This is a genomic window from Bradyrhizobium sp. AS23.2 (genome assembly GCF_001908185.1).
Lineage (GTDB): Bacteria > Pseudomonadota > Alphaproteobacteria > Rhizobiales > Xanthobacteraceae > Bradyrhizobium.
In genome coordinates this window covers 23,112-37,996 of sequence record NZ_LGHM01000206.1, presented here as the reverse complement: position 1 = coordinate 37,996, position 14,885 = coordinate 23,112, and the positions used below count along the sequence as shown (strand labels likewise).

Sequence of the window (14,885 nt, the reverse complement as noted above, 5' to 3'; positions counted from 1 at the left end):
CCTGCGGCGCTGGCCGTCCTGCTCGAGTGCTGCGTCGCCTGCAGCCTGTTCCTCGGTGAGACCTTCGGTCTCCTCGGTCTCAACCTCGGATTCGAGCTCCGCATCGAACTCTTCGTCGTCATAGGCCTCTTCGGCCACCGGCGGCGGGCTCGCGGCCGCCTGCGCCGCGAGCAGCGCCTTGGCGGCTTCGAGCGTATGCACCTGCTCGCCGCGGTCGATGAGGTAGGCCTGCGGGCCGCTGACGCCGGGGTCGGCGATGATCGACAGCGTGACCTTGAAGCCGTTCTCCAGGTCGCGCAGATGACCGCGCTTGTGATTGAGCACGTAGAGCGCGACATCGGTGCGGGTGCGGACCACGAGATTGTGGGTCGCGCCCTTCATCAGGATCTCTTCGAGGCCGCGCAGCAGCTGCAGCGCCACCGAGGAGACCGAGCGGACGTGGCCGGTGCCGCCGCAATGCGGGCATGGATCGGTCGAGGACTCCAGCACGCTGGCGCGGATGCGCTGACGCGACATTTCCAGGAGGCCGAAATGCGAAATGCGGCCGACCTGGATGCGCGCGCGATCCTGCCGGAGGCAATCGGACAGCTTGCGCTCGACCGATCGGTTGTTGCGCTTCTCGTCCATGTCGATGAAGTCGATGACGATCAGGCCGGCGAGGTCGCGCAGACGAAGCTGGCGGGCGACCTCTTCGGCCGCTTCCAGATTGGTCTTGAGCGCGGTGTCCTCGATGTGATGCTCGCGGGTCGATCGTCCGGAGTTGACGTCGATCGAGACCAGTGCCTCGGTCTGGTTGATGACGATGTAGCCGCCGGAGCGCAATTGCACCGTCGGTGAGAACATCGCGTCCAGCTGACTTTCGACGCCCATGCGCGAGAACAGCGGCTGACCGTCGCGATACTGCTTCACCGCGCTGACATTGGCGGGCATCAGCATCTTCATGAAGTCGCGCGCTTCGCGGTAGCCGGATTCACCGGCAACCTGGATCTCGTCGATCTCCTTGTTGTAGAGGTCGCGCAGCGAACGCTTGATCAGCGAGCCTTCCTCGTAGACGAGGGTCGGCGCCTGCGACTTCAGCGTCAGGTCGCGCACCGTCTCCCACATCCGGATCAGATATTCGAAGTCGCGCTTGATCTCGGGCTTGGTCCGGGAGGCGCCTGCGGTGCGCAGGATGATGCCCATGCCCTCGGGCACGTCGAGATCCTGCACCACTTCCTTCAGGCGGGAGCGGTCCTGCGCACTGGTGATCTTGCGGCTGATGCCGCCGCCACGCGCGGTGTTCGGCATCAGGACGGCATAGCGGCCGGCGAGCGAGAGGTAGGTCGTCAGCGCCGCGCCCTTGTTGCCGCGCTCTTCCTTGACAACCTGCACCAGCATCACCTGGCGGCGCTTGATGACTTCCTGGATCTTGTACTGGCGGCGCGGCCGGTAGGTGCGCTCCGGCACTTCCTCCAGCACGTCGTCACCGCCGACGGATTCGACGACTTCCTCTTCGGCTTCCTCGCCGTCCTCGTCTTCGTCGTCCTCTCCGGCTGCTTCCGCGGCCTCGGCATGCGGCGCGTCGGCGGTCTCGCCGGCAGCGTACACGGCATCGGCCGGTTCAGCGGCTGATGTCACGGCTTCGGCGAGAGCCTCGGCGTGCGCTTCGGAGGTGGCGGCCTCCTGCGTTTCGGCAACGACCTCGGCCGCGACCACAGGCTCGGTGCCGATCGCTGCGACCGGCGCGGGCGTCTCGTCGGCATGATCACGGTCGTGACGATCGTGCTCGCCGTCGTGACCATGGTCGTCATGGTCGTGAGCGTGATGGTGATCGTCATCATGGGCGTGATGATGATCGTCGTGCCCATGCTCGTCGTGATCGTGTTCGTGGTGATCGTGGCCTTCGTGCTCGCCGTGATGCTCGGCATCGGCGTGCAGATGCTCGCCCTCGTGCGAAGCACCCTCGGTGTAATCCGGGATCGGCTCGCCATCGACCGGCTGGGGTGCATGATCGGCGCCGGCGTCGAGACCCTCACCGATGTCGCTGCGAACGCGTTCGCCATGACCGCGGCGGCGGGCGTTGCGGTGGCGCGAGCGGCGGCGGCCGTGGGAGCGGTTCTCGCTCTCTTCCTCGGCCTCGCGATGGGCCTGTTCCTCGGCCTCGATCAGCGCCTGCCGGTCGGCGACCGGGATCTGGTAGTAGTCGGGATGGATTTCGCTAAAGGCGAGGAAGCCGTGGCGGTTGCCGCCATATTCGACGAACGCTGCCTGCAGCGACGGTTCGACCCGGGTGACCTTGGCGAGGTAGATGTTCCCGCGCAGTTGCCTGCGTTGCGCGGTCTCGAAATCAAACTCTTCGACGCGATTGCCGCGGACCACGACGACCCGGGTCTCTTCCGGGTGGGTGGCATCGATCAACATCTTGTTGGGCATGTCTTAACTCTTGGAGGCGGCGGGCGCGACTCACCGTGGGCGCGAACAGCGCTGCCGGGTGACGCGACGGTCCACCTGATTCGGGGGTGAGAGGAAGGCCGAAACGCCGTCTCTCGCGCCTTGCCGGATCGCAAGCTGGAGGACCGAAGCGGCGCGCGGGATTTTCACTCCGCAGCGTCGCGAACGGTCCTTCAGAATTCGTCGGCACAGTCTGGCGCATCAAGCGTCGGCCCGTATGAAACATCTGGGCGGCGAGGCCGCCCCTCAATCAGTTGCTGCCGGCCAAGGCATGGCGCGAGCGCGCTCGCCTTGGGATCATAAACCGCCCCCTCGGGATTAAGGGACCGGGTAACGCGTTGCGCCGCTGTCAAAACCGTCCCGGAAACACGGTGGTAACCAGGGACCGTCCGCCGCCGGGGCTTGGCCCGCTCCATCTCGCTGCCGCGCACTGCGCTGGTCTTAGAGGGGGAGCGGAAAACGCTGGAATTCCCAAACCTTGGGAGTTCCGGCGCTGCACCGGGAGGCTGAATGCGACACAACCGGAAATATCGGCCGTCAGCACTCCGTACATACGTGGAATGGGCCAACCGTGCAAGGGAGCGTCGCACGGCGGTCACAGTCAGCGAGTTTCGCGCATTCGTCATTAAGGAGCGATTAACCCTGCGGTTCTATTGCGTTAACAAAGCAGCTCGGAGGCGCGAAGTCGGTGGCGGGCCGCACAAATCAAAGGGTTTTGCTGGCATGCGTGCTGTTGTGCGCCGCAGCGCTGCTGTGTGCTGATTTCTCGCGCCTGAGCGCCGCGGAAAGCCAGTCGCAACCGTCTGTTGCAGCAGCGAGTTTTCCAATCGCCTCAGCCGCCCGGCTGGCCGGCGATGGCAAGCAGACCCGCTTCATCCTCGACATCGACCAGACCGTCACCTTCCGCGCCGTCACGCTCGCGGACCCGTACCGGGTGGTGGTCGATGTGCCGCAAGTCAATTTTCAGCTGCCGGCGGGCACCGGGGCCGGGGGGGCGGGGGCTGGTCAAGGCCTTCCGCTACGGGCTGGTCATGCCGGGCGGCTCGCGAATCGTGTTCGACCTGACAGGGCCGGCCAAGATCGCTAATTCTTACGTGCTGGAGGCGGCCAACAGCCAGCCGGCCCGACTCGTGCTCGAGCTTGAGGAGGTCGACCGCGCCGCCTTCGTGCAGTCGCTCGCTCCGGAAAACCGTCCCGAGCTGCGGCCCGCGATCGCCGATGCGCCGCCCGCTACGGTTCCGGCCGCGGCGGCTCCTGAAACAGCGCAGCAAAAAGCCGACGGCCGCCCCGTTGTCGTGATCGATCCCGGCCATGGCGGCATTGATAACGGCACCCAGTCGAGCGGCGAGAGCGAGAAGAACCTGGTACTGGCCTTTGGCCTCGCACTGCGCGACCGCCTGGAGAAAACTGGCAAATACCGCGTGGTGATGACGCGGAGCGACGACACCTTCATCCCGCTCAACGACCGGGTCAAAGTCGCCCGCGGGCTCAAGGCCGCATTGTTCGTCTCGATCCACGCCGATGCGCTGCCACGCGCCGAGGGCGACGCGCAGGGCGCGACCATCTACACCCTGTCGGACAAGGCCTCCGACGCCGAGGCGCAGCGGCTGGCGGACTCGGAAAACCGGGCGGACGCCATCGCGGGCTTCAATCTTGCGGAGGAGCCGACCGATGTCGCCGACATCCTGATCGACCTGACCCAGCGCGAAACCCGTACATTTTCAAGCCGTTTCGCTCACCTCTTGATGGGTGAAATGAAGGCGACGGTGCGGATGCACAAGCATCCCCTGAAGTCGGCGGGCTTCCGGGTGCTGAAGGCGCCCGACGTGCCCTCGGTGCTGGTCGAGATCGGCTATGTCTCCAACAAGGGAGACCTCGAACATCTGGTGTCCGAGGGCTGGCGGTCCCGTGCCGTGGGCTCGATGGCGCAGGCGATCGACGGATTCCTGGCCAAGCGGATGGCGACCGCAGGATCTTCGAATTGAGTAAAGGGTTTTTCCGTCCCGCCGCAAAAGCCCTAGTTTGGCCACAGCGGGCGCTTTATAAAAACGCCGCAGGGGGTTCCGTAATCGACGAGAATCCCGTTCGGCAAGCGTCTTAGGTCCGGCATTGATGTAATTGAGTAGGCCGGTCAATTCGCGACGTGAGATTGGCGCCTGTTTTGGGGTGCCGGGGCTGATCCAGAGTTTGAACGGATAAACAGATAATGCGCTTGCTTGTGCGGTTCATGGGCTTCCTGTTCGCCGCGGGAACGGTGGTGTTCCTTGTCGGTGTCGGTGCCGTGGCAGGCCTGATCTGGCATTTCTCCAAGGACTTGCCGGACTACTCTCAGCTCCAGGATTACGAGCCCCCGGTGATGACCCGCGTGCACGCGGTCGACGGTTCGCTGCTCGGCGAATACGCCAAGGAGCGGCGGCTTTACCTGCCGATCCAGGCGGTGCCGAAGCTCGTGATCAACGCGTTCCTCGCGGCCGAGGACAAGAATTTCTACGAGCATGGCGGCATCGACTACACCGGCATGGCGCGCGCCGGGTTGGTCTATCTGCAGAACTACGGCTCCAACCGCCGTCCCCAGGGTGCTTCCACGATCACCCAGCAAGTCGCCAAGAACTTCCTGCTGACCAACGAGGTCTCCTTCGCCCGCAAGATCAAGGAAGCCTTGCTGGCGATGCGGATCGAGAAGACCTACTCGAAGGACAAGATCCTCGAGCTGTACCTCAACGAAATCTATCTGGGCCTCGGTGCCTACGGCATCGCAGCCGCTTCGTTGGTCTATTTCGACAAGTCGGTGAACGAGCTCACCGTTGCGGAAGCTGCCTATCTTGCGGCGCTGCCGAAGATGCCGGCGACCCTGCATCCGGTGCGTAACCGCGACCGCGCCATCGAGCGCCGCAATTACGTGATCGACCGTCTTCAGGAGAACGGCTGGATCAAGCAGGCAGACGCCGAGAAGGCGCGCAAGGAGCCGCTGGCCGTCACCAACCGCTCCAATGGCGCGCACACCTTCGCCGGCGAGTATTTCGCCGAGGAAGTCCGCCGCGACATCTTCGAGCGCTACGGCGAGAAGAAGCTCTACGAGGGCGGCCTGTCGGTGCGTACCACGCTGGATCCTAAGATCCAGGTCATGGCCCGCAAGACCATGGTCACCGGTCTCGTGAACTATGACGAGCAGCAGGGCTATCGCGGCGCCATGAGCAAGCTCGATACGTCGGGCGACTGGGGCGTGAAGCTCGCCGAGATCAAGTCGCTCTCCGACATCGCGCCGTGGCGCATGGCGGTGGTGCTGGAGACCAGCGACCAGTCGGCGCGCATCGGCTTCCAGCCGAGCCGCGAGCTCGGCGGCGCGGTGAGCAAGCAGCGCGAGACCGGCATCGTTACGCTCGACGGCGTGCGCTGGGCAAGGGCCGCGCAGGGCGCCACGAAGGGCAGGGCGCCGACGTCAGTGTCGCAGGTGCTGCAGCCCGGCGACGTGATCTATGCCGATCCGCTCTACAAGGACGGCCAGCCCGTCGAGGGCCAGTACCGGCTGCGCCAGATCCCCGAAGTATCCGGCGCGATGGTCGCGATGGATCCCTGGACCGGCCGCGTGCTCGCGATGGTCGGTGGCTTCTCGTTCGACCAGAGCCAGTTCAACCGCGCCACTCAGGCCTACCGGCAGCCGGGGTCGTCGTTCAAGCCGATCGTCTATTCGGCGGCGCTCGACAACGGCTATACGCCCTCGACCGTGGTGCTCGACGCGCCCATCGAAATCGACCAGGGTCAGGGCGCCGGCGTGTGGCGGCCTGAAAACTTCTCCTCGGGCAAATTCCAGGGACCGGTGACACTGCGCAACGCGCTGCGGCAGTCGCTCAACACCGTGACGGTGCGCCTCGCGCAGGACATCGGCATGCCGCTGATCGGCGAATATGCGCGCCGCTTCGGCGTCTATGACGAGCTGCCGAACTATCTCTCCTACGCGCTCGGCGCTGGTGAGACGACGGCGATGCGCATGGCGACGGCCTATTCGATGATCGCCAATGGCGGCCGCCGGGTGAAGCCGACCTTGATCGACCGTATCCAGGATCGCTACGGCCACACCATCTTCAAGCACGACCAGCGCGAATGTCGCGGCTGCGACGCGCCGGGCGGCTGGAAGAACCAGGCCGAGCCGCAGCTGATCGACCGCCGCGAGCAGGTGCTGGATTCCATGACCGCCTATCAGATCACCGAGCTGATGGAAGGCGTTGTGCAAGCCGGCACCGCCACCGTGGTGAGGGAGGTCGGCAAGCCGATCGCCGGCAAGACCGGCACCACCAACGAGGCCAAGGATGCCTGGTTCGTCGGCTTCTCGCCCGACGTCGCCGTTGCCATTTATATGGGCTACGACAAGCCGCGTCCGCTCGGCAGAGGCAACGCCGCAACCGGCGGCCATTTGGCCGCGCCCATCGCGCGCGATTTCCTCAAGCTCGCGCTCGCCGACAAGCCCGCGGTTCCGTTCAAGGTGCCGGCCGGCATCAAGCTCGTCCGCGTCGTCGCCAAGACCGGCATGCGCGCCGGCCCCGGCGAGACCGGTGGAACGATCCTCGAAGCCTTCAAGCCGGGCACGGCGCCGCCGGATAACTACTCCGTCATCGGCGTGGCCGATGCCGACGGGCGCATGCCCCAGCAGCCGCCACCGCCCGATTCCGGCTTCTTCATGCGTCCGGGCACCGGCGGACTTTACTAGCTGACAACGCCGGCGATTGGAGAGCGGATAGTTGCGCTTTGGCGCCGCCGCCGCTACATCCCCAGCTCCAATGCACGCGGGATTCCGCGAGACCAGAGAACGACATGCGCGCCGAAATCGAACGGTTGGTAGAAGAGATCAAGCAGTCAGTCGGGCTGCTGAGGAGGCATCTTTGACGTCGAGAAATCGACGGCGCGCCTCGCTGAGCTGAACAAGCTCGCAGAAGATCCCAACCTCTGGAACGATCCCCAGAAGGCCCAGAAGCTGATGCAGGAGCGGACCTCTCTCGAGGACTCGCTGTCGGGCATCGGCAAGGTCGAACAGGAGCTCGAAGACGACATCGGCATGATCGAACTCGGCGAGGCCGAGGGCGATGACGGCGTCGTCGCGGAAGCTGAAGCCGCGCTGAAGAACCTCAAGAAGGAAGTGGCGCGGCGCGAGCTCGAAGCGCTGCTGTCGGGCGAGGCCGACCGCTTCGATTCCTATCTCGAGGTCCATGCCGGCGCCGGCGGCACCGAAAGCCAGGACTGGGCGCAGATGCTGCTGCGCATGTACACGCGCTGGGCCGATACTCACGGCTTCAAGGTCGAATTCCTCGAAGAGTCCGAGGGTGAAGAGGCCGGCATCAAGTCCGCGACGATCCAGGTCTCTGGCCACAACGCCTATGGCTGGCTGAAGACGGAAGCGGGCGTGCACCGCCTGGTGCGCATCTCGCCGTTCGATTCCAACGCGCGGCGGCACACCTCGTTTTCGAGTGTGCAGGTGTTCCCCGTCATCGACGACAGCATCAAGATCGATATCAAGGAATCTGACGTCCGCACCGACACCATGCGCTCGGGCGGCGCCGGCGGCCAGCACGTCAACAAGACCGAATCCGCCGTGCGCCTGACGCATATTCCGACCGGCGTTGCGGTGGTCTGCCAGGCCGGCCGTTCCCAGCACAAGAACCGGGCGCAGGCCTGGGACATGCTGCGTGCGCGGCTTTACGAGATCGAGCTGAAGAAGCGCGAGGAGAAGGCCGCAGCCGACCAGGCCGCCAAGACCGATATCGGCTGGGGCCACCAGATCCGCTCCTACGTGCTCCAGCCCTACCAGATGGTGAAGGACCTGCGCACGGGCGTGCAGACCTCCGACACGTCGGGCGTGCTCGGCGGGGATCTCGACGACTTCATGGCCGCAACGCTGGCGCAGCGCGCGTTCGGGACCACCACCGGCGACATCGAGGACGTGGACTGATCATGCCCCGCGTCGCCTTCATCGGATTGGGGCGGATGGGCCATGGCATGGCCGGCCGCTATCTCGATGCCGGCTTCACGGTGACGCTGTGGAATCGCAGCAAGGCCAAGGCCGAAGACCTGATCGCGCGCGGCGCGCAGTGGGCGACCTCGCCTGAGGATGCGGCCATCGATGCCGACGCCGTCGTGACCATGGTCGCCGATGACGAGGCCTCGCGCGCGGTCTGGCTCGGGTCCAAGGGCGCGGCCAAGACGGCGAAGGCCGGCACCATCGCGATTGAATGCTCCACCGTTTCCTACGACCATGCGCGCGAGATGGGCCGCGAGCTCAATGCACGCGGGCTCATCTACATCGACTGCCCCGTCACGGGACTGCCGGACGCGGCAGCTAGCGGAAAGCTGACGCTTCTGGCTGGCGCCGATGCGGCCGATCTCGAACGCGCGCGGCCTTATCTGACGCCGATCGGCTCGACCATCCGCCATTTCGGCGCGGTCGGCTCCGGCACCGTATACAAGCTCATCAACAATCTGATGGGCGCGATCCAGATCGCCGGGCTCGCTGAAGGTCTTGCGATCGCCGAGCAAGCCGGCCTCGACATGAAGCTGGTGCTGGAGTCGATCCAGGCGGGCGTGGCCGCAAGTCCGCAGGTGCAGCGTCACTCCAAGCGCATGGTTGCCCGCGACTTTAGCGGCGCGACCTTCACGTCGGCGCTGCGGTACAAGGATGCCGCCTATGCCGTGAAGCTCGCGGAGAGCCTGCTGGCCGACAAGCCGCTGGTCGCGCGCGCCGCGGTCGAAGCCTACGCGCAGGCGAAGGCTGCGATGCCGGACGACGATGAAGGCAGGATGATCGAGCTGGTGTCGCGGCCGAAGAAGCCGTCCTAGCCGGTCACATCCACGTGGGCCAGCCTCGTTCGGAACGCGGTCTCGGCATTGCCCTCGTCATCGCCGCCGCGATTGCCTGGAGCACGGCACCGTTCTTTACGCGGCTACTGCCATTCGACCCCTGGACCATTCTGTTCTGGCGCGGCCTGCTCGGCGGCAGCCTGATCACGATCTTTCTCGTCATGATGCAGGGCCGCGCTGCCCTGTGGCAATTGCTGGTGCCGGGGAGGGATGGCCTGCTCGTCGCGTCATTGTCCGCGCTTGGCATGCTCTCGTTCATTCCCGCCTTGCAGATGACCAACGTCATGAATGTCGCGGTGCTGATCGCAACCCAGCCCTTCGTTGCCGCTGCGCTGGCATGGCTGTGGCTCGGCGAAGCCGCGACATGGCGCACGCTGATCGCGAGCCTCATTGCCTTTGCCTGCGTAGTCATCACGGTCGGCGGTGTGCAAGCTGGTGCCGATCTCGGCGGAGTGCTCCTGAGCTGCCTGATGGTGCTCGCCATCTCCGCCATGACGGTTGTCGTCCGGCGCCATCGCCAGACGTCGATGGTGGCGGCAGCAGCACTGTCGAACTTCATGGGAAGCCTCGTCAGCCTCCCGTTCGCGCACGATATTGCCCATGTCGGCGGCAACAACCTCGCGATCCTCGCGATGTTCGGCTGCCTTCAGGTCGCGCTCGGCCTGACCTTCTACATGCTCGGCTCGCGCCTCCTGCCGTCAGGGCAGGCGTCCCTGATCGCGACGCTGGAAACGCCGCTGATGCCGTTCTGGATCTGGGTTGGATTTCGTGAATTGCCCGCAGTTCACGCGCTCATTGGCGGCCCTCTTGTGATCGGGGCCGTTATTGTCGATATCGCGGGCGACGTCCGATCACGCCGATCCTCCTGAGCAGGGTCTTGCCGGAAATCGGGTGGCGTTACCCATTGGCTTGGACTAGGTCGGCCGCCGAGGTGAGACGCATGCCCCCGAACGACAACCGGATCGATGCGCGAGACTGGTCGCTGCTCGCCGTGCTCTCGGTCCTCTGGGGCGGCTCGTTCTTCTTCAACGGAGCGGCGCTGCGGGAGTTGCCGCCGCTGACGCTGGTATTCCTGCGCGTCGCGCTTGGCGCTGCCATTCTCCTGCCGCTCCTGCGCATGCAGGGGATCAGCTTTCCCAAAGGTGTCGCCGGTTGGCGGGCATTCTTCGTCATCGGCCTGCTGAACAACGTCATTCCATTCTCGCTGATCGTGGTCGGCCAGACCTTCATCCCGAGCGGGCTGGCGTCGATCCTCAATGCAACGACACCGCTGTTCGCGGTGATCGTGATGGCGGCGGCGGGCGAAGAGGCCTTGCAGATGCGCCGGGTGGCCGGGGTAGCTATGGGGCTTCTCGGCGTGATCGTTCTGCGCGGATGGGGCATCGAAACACGGACAGGGCAGGGGTTCGGCATTCTGCTCTGCCTCGGCGGCGCCCTCAGCTATGGCTTTGCAGCCTTGGCGGCGCGACGCTTGCTGAAGAACGCAGCCCCGCTGGGGACGGCGACATTTCAGTTGATGGCTTCGACGCTGATGATGGCGATTGTCGCCGGCGCGGTGGAGCAGCCATGGCGCCTGCCGATTCCGGGCCCGATGACCTGGCTGGCGGTGCTTGGCCTCGCCGGCTTGTCGACGGCGCTGGCCTACATCGTCTTCTTTCAGATCCTGCGGCGTTCGGGCGCGACCAATGTCATGCTGGTGACGCTGCTCATTCCCGTCACCGCAATTCTTCTGGGATGGCTGGTGCTGGGTGAGCCGATCTCCGCCCGTGAGATCGCGGGCGCGATCGTCATTGGCAGTGCGCTACTCGTGATTGACGGGCGCGTGCTAAGGTTGCCGCGCCGCGTCATCTAACTTGCCGGTTCCTCGAGTGGTTTCACTCCGCGGAAAATGGAGGCGCTTGCCAGCCGCTCGCCGCCTTGCGACACTCGCCTCAAAACAAGACTACAAAACATAGGGGAGAGAACGATGCCGGGTCGTCGGACAAGCCTTGATGCCCTCGCCATTCTTGTTGCCGGCGTGCTCGTCGCGACACCGGCGCTGGCGCAGAAGAAATACGATCCCGGCGCCACCGACACCGAAATCAAGATCGGCAACATCATGCCCTATAGCGGGCCGGCGTCGTCCTATGGCGTGATCGGCAAGACCGAGGCCGCCTATTTCAAGATGATCAACGACCAGGGCGGCATCAATGGGCGCAAGATCAACTTCATCAGTTACGACGACGCCTATTCGCCGCCGAAGGCGATTGAGCAGGCGCGCAAGCTCGTCGAGAGCGATGAAGTCCTCTTGATCTTCCAGGCGCTCGGCACGCCCTCGAACTCCGCGATCATGAAATACATGAACGCCAAGAAGGTGCCGCAGCTCTTCGTCGCTTCCGGCGGCACCAAGTTCGGTGATCCCAGGAATTTCCCGTGGACCATGGGCTTCCAGCCGAACTACCAGAGCGAGGGACGCATCTACGCAAAGTACATCCGCGATCATTTCCCCAACAGCAAGATCGCGGTGTTCTGGCAGAACGACGACGCCGGCAAGGACCAGTTCAAGGGCCTGAAGGACGGGCTCGGCGACAAGGCCAGCATGATCATTGCCGACAAGTCCTATGAGGTCAGCGATCCCTCGATCGACTCGCAAATCGTCGCCTTGCACGATTCCGGTGCCGACATCTTCTTCTCATGGGCCGCCCCGAAGGGCTCGGCACAGGCGATCCGCAAAGTCGGCGAGCTCGGCTGGAAGCCGAAGTTTTTTCTCGGCAATACAGCTACGTCGATTGCCTCGGTGCTGAAGCCTGCCGGGCTTGAATACGCCAAGGACATCATCTCGACGGCGTATCTGAAGGACCCGACTGATCCGACCTGGGACAAGGATCCTGCGGTGATCGCATGGCGCGCGTTCATGGATAAATATTACCCCGAAGGCGACAAGGCGAACGCCAACAATCTCTACGGCTACGTACAAGCGGAGGCTATGGCGCAGGTGCTAAAGCAGTGCGGCGACAATCTCACGCGCGAGAACGTCATGAAGCAGGCCGCAAACCTCAGGGATTTCCACACCGACCTGATGCTGCCCGGCATCATGGTCAATACCTCGCCCGATGACTATTTCCCGATCGAGCAGATGCAGCTGATGCGCTTCAACGGACAGGCCTGGGAACTGTTCGGCGACGTCATCACCGGCGAGGTCGGCCACGAGCGCGGCCAGTAGTCAGGGTTGGCTGCCGGCTTTCGCCTTCGGTGCCATGCCGCCGGCGACGCCGACGCCGAGCACATACATCCAGCCCTCCGGGAAATCGAACAGATGCGAGTTCAGCAGTGAGCTCGCAATGTTCTGCACGATGGCGACGGGCCCGATGCGGCGCGGGGCCTAGCCTGCGCTCAACCGCACGCCAGCGCGCAGGAATTTTTGCGGATCGACCGCTTCGCCGTCGATGCGGGTTTCGTAGTGCAGATGCGGGCCGGTGGAACGTCCGGTCGAACCGACGAGACCGACTACCTGGCCGATCTTCACGATCTCGCCGACCCTGACGTTGATTTCTGAGAGATGGCCGTAGCGGGTCGACAACCCGTTGCCGTGGTCGACCTCGATCATGCGGCCGTAGCCGCCGGACCAGCCGGCGGAGACCACCTTGCCGTTGGCGGTGACGCGCACGGGATCGCCGGTCGCGGCGCGGAAGTCGAGCCCGGTGTGCATCGCGGGACGACCGAGGAACGGATCGCTGCGCACGCCGAAGCCGGAAGTGAATTCGACCTCGCCGATGACGGGCTTGCGATAGGGCACCAGCGCCAGCGTACGGTTGAGCCGGTCCATCTCGGCGCGCGTGGTGTTGATGCGATAGAGCTGTTTCTCGAACGGCCCGGCATTGGCCGTGAGTTTGATCGGCACAAAGGGGCCGCCCATCGCGGAGCGCGGCACGGCGGCTTCGAGGCTGGCGAGATTGAGCCCGAGATCGCTGACGACGCCGCGCATCCGGCGCATGCGCGAATCCATGCCTTCCTCGACGGCGCTGAGCGCGGCCATCTGACGACGCTCGACCTGGTCGAGCGAGGTCGTGAGCCGGATCAGGACATTGTCGAAGCCCTGGTTCTTGGCGAATTGGTTGACCTGCGGGGCCGCGACGGTCGGCGCGCGCGACTCAAGCCGCGCTTCGCGGTCTGGTGGCGCCACGAAGATTACGGTGTCGCTGATCGGCGAGGGCTTTGGCGTTCCTTGCGTCGCGCCCTGGTTCGTATCGCTGCGCTGCGGGGCCGATCGCGGGATCGATCCGGTCACGTCAGGCATGGCGCCGAGCGCCGTTGCCCGGGACTCCAGCGCCGTCTGGCGCTTGAGGATCTGGTCGAGCTTCTGGTCGAACTGTTCCTGGTCGAGCAACTGGCGGCTGGTGGTGCGGTCAACCTTGGCGCGCAGCTCGGCGATGCGGTCCTCATAGGCGTACTGCATCTCGGCCTGCCGGGCGATCAGCCGGGTCAGCACGTCGTCGCGGAAGGCGAAATAGGTCGCGGTCGCGGCCGACCAGAGCCCGAGCAGTACGACCGTGCCGACCACGATCCAGAACACCACGGGCCCGAAGCGAACCTGCTTGCCGGCGTGGACGATGGTGTAGGCGTCGTCGGTGGCGGGAAGGGGAATCGCAGCCGCTGCCGCGGCGGGACGACGCTGGTAGGGCCGCCCATGGTCGTGAGGATGATGCTGGGGGTAGTGCGAGTATTGGGCAGAACTTTTCGACATCGGCACTCCCGCGCCGGTCGGATGAGTTCCTTGCGGCTCAATTGCCGCAGCAATCTGGGGCGATCATGGTTAATTTTCCGGAAACGGAACCGGCCGAATCTAACGGGCTGGTTAAAGACTTCTTGCCGTTTCCAGCACCGCGTCGGCATGGCCGTCGACCCGGACGTTGCGCCAGACCTTCGCCACCTTGCCGTCGGTCCCGACCAGCACCGTGGTGCGAAGAATTCCGAGGAAACTCTTGCCATACATCGACTTTTCGCCCCAGGCGCCATACGCCTCGAGCATCTCGTGCTTCTCATCCGAGATCAGCGGAATGCCGAGACTATGCTTGTCGCGAAACTTCTCCTGGGCCTTTAACGAATCGGCGGAGATGCCGAGCACGGCGGTGCCGGCTGCGGTGAAGGCACCCGCAAGACGGGTGAAGTCGATGGCCTCCCTAGTGCAGCCGGGTGTATCGGCGCGGGGATAGAAAAACAGGACGAGCTTTTGGCCGGCATAGTCCGAGAGCGTAACCGCGCCGCCGCCATCGCGAGGCAGACGGAAGGCGGGGGCCTTCTGGCCTTCGTTCAAGGTCACCTTCGCTGCCGCCGCCGGGGCTGATTTGGAAGAATTTAACTGTTTCGATGCGGCCTTATGTGATCCTGCTTTTGCTATGGTCCCGGTTGATTTGCTCACCGGCGTCCGCTGTGTTTTCGCGGACTTTGCTTGAGTCGATGCCCGCGTTTTCAGGGCCTTCTTTTTTGCGGTCGGACCGCCGGAGGGCGTTTTGGACGATTTCTTTCGGGATTTCTTGGACATACGCCTTCCTTTCGTCGCTTTCGACGGGTCAACCAAAGCGGTATTGCAGCTCTCGTCCGGTGTGCCGGAATCGGGCCCTCGGCTGGGC

Annotated in this window: 9 protein-coding genes and 2 pseudogenes; 7 read left to right on the top strand and 4 right to left on the bottom strand. The window is 64.6% G+C overall.

Annotation, left to right across the window (positions count from 1 at the left end; translation table 11 throughout):
• Positions 1 to 2,412, bottom strand: a 2,412-nt coding sequence (locus tag AC630_RS36485; RefSeq protein WP_074123231.1) for an Rne/Rng family ribonuclease, incomplete at its 3' end; no start/stop codon positions are given.
• A 706-nt stretch (positions 2,413 to 3,118) separates the two neighbouring features.
• Between AC630_RS36485 and AC630_RS36480 the strand changes: the two are divergent.
• The 7 genes and pseudogenes from AC630_RS36480 (at position 3,119) to AC630_RS36450 (ending at position 12,478) form a co-directional block, all read left to right on the top strand.
• A pseudogene (locus AC630_RS36480) lies at positions 3,119 to 4,415 on the top strand (N-acetylmuramoyl-L-alanine amidase).
• 221 nt (positions 4,416 to 4,636) lie between these two features.
• On the top strand, positions 4,637 to 7,135 hold the full coding sequence (locus AC630_RS36475; RefSeq protein ID WP_074123230.1) for a penicillin-binding protein 1A: 2,499 nt from the start codon (positions 4,637 to 4,639) through the stop codon (positions 7,133 to 7,135).
• A gap of 104 nt (positions 7,136 to 7,239) precedes the next feature.
• Positions 7,240 to 8,371, top strand: a protein-coding gene (gene prfB / locus AC630_RS36470; protein ID WP_143198586.1) for a peptide chain release factor 2 whose coding sequence is annotated in 2 segments (ribosomal slippage) — positions 7,240 to 7,308 and positions 7,310 to 8,371 — 1,131 coding nt in all. Because the reading frame shifts where the segments join, the coding sequence is not laid out codon by codon here.
• Between the two features lie 2 nt (positions 8,372 to 8,373).
• Positions 8,374 to 9,255, top strand: coding sequence for an NAD(P)-dependent oxidoreductase (locus AC630_RS36465; RefSeq protein WP_074123228.1), 882 nt, complete (start codon positions 8,374 to 8,376; stop codon positions 9,253 to 9,255).
• A gap of 14 nt (positions 9,256 to 9,269) precedes the next feature.
• Positions 9,270 to 10,145, top strand: coding sequence for a DMT family transporter (locus AC630_RS36460; protein ID WP_074123227.1), 876 nt, complete (start codon positions 9,270 to 9,272; stop codon positions 10,143 to 10,145).
• Between the two features lie 71 nt (positions 10,146 to 10,216).
• Positions 10,217 to 11,128, top strand: a complete 912-nt coding sequence (locus tag AC630_RS36455) for a DMT family transporter (RefSeq protein ID WP_074123226.1) — start codon at positions 10,217 to 10,219, stop codon at positions 11,126 to 11,128.
• Between the two features lie 114 nt (positions 11,129 to 11,242).
• Positions 11,243 to 12,478: an ABC transporter substrate-binding protein gene (locus AC630_RS36450; RefSeq protein ID WP_074123225.1), complete on the top strand. Its 1,236-nt coding sequence runs from the start codon at positions 11,243 to 11,245 to the stop codon at positions 12,476 to 12,478.
• On the opposite strand, the pseudogene AC630_RS44660 reads toward AC630_RS36450, so the two are convergent.
• The 3 genes and pseudogenes from AC630_RS44660 to AC630_RS36440 form a co-directional block, all read right to left on the bottom strand.
• Positions 12,479 to 12,625: pseudogene (locus AC630_RS44660) on the bottom strand (O-antigen ligase family protein); the annotation flags it as partial.
• 12 nt (positions 12,626 to 12,637) lie between these two features.
• The gene (locus tag AC630_RS36445; protein WP_208867095.1) at positions 12,638 to 13,999 is read right to left on the bottom strand and encodes a M23 family metallopeptidase; all 1,362 of its coding nucleotides are present in this window, start codon (positions 13,997 to 13,999) and stop codon (positions 12,638 to 12,640) included.
• A 111-nt stretch (positions 14,000 to 14,110) separates the two neighbouring features.
• Entirely contained in the window at positions 14,111 to 14,797 is a 687-nt protein-coding gene (locus AC630_RS36440) for a peroxiredoxin (protein ID WP_074123223.1), read from the bottom strand.
• Positions 14,798 to 14,885: the final 88 nt, after the last annotated feature.

Bases quoted from the DNA above. Each gene is read 5' to 3' on its own strand.
- AC630_RS36450 (WP_074123225.1), top strand. From the start codon at position 11,243: ATGCCGGGTCGTCGGACAAGCCTTGATGCCCTCGCCATTCTTGTTGCC.
- AC630_RS36455 (WP_074123226.1), top strand. From the start codon at position 10,217: ATGCCCCCGAACGACAACCGGATCGATGCGCGAGACTGGTCGCTGCTC.
- AC630_RS36475 (WP_074123230.1), top strand. From the start codon at position 4,637: ATGCGCTTGCTTGTGCGGTTCATGGGCTTCCTGTTCGCCGCGGGAACG.
- AC630_RS36440 (WP_074123223.1), bottom strand. From the start codon at position 14,797: ATGTCCAAGAAATCCCGAAAGAAATCGTCCAAAACGCCCTCCGGCGGT.
- AC630_RS36445 (WP_208867095.1), bottom strand. From the start codon at position 13,999: ATGTCGAAAAGTTCTGCCCAATACTCGCACTACCCCCAGCATCATCCT.
- AC630_RS36465 (WP_074123228.1), top strand. From the start codon at position 8,374: ATGCCCCGCGTCGCCTTCATCGGATTGGGGCGGATGGGCCATGGCATG.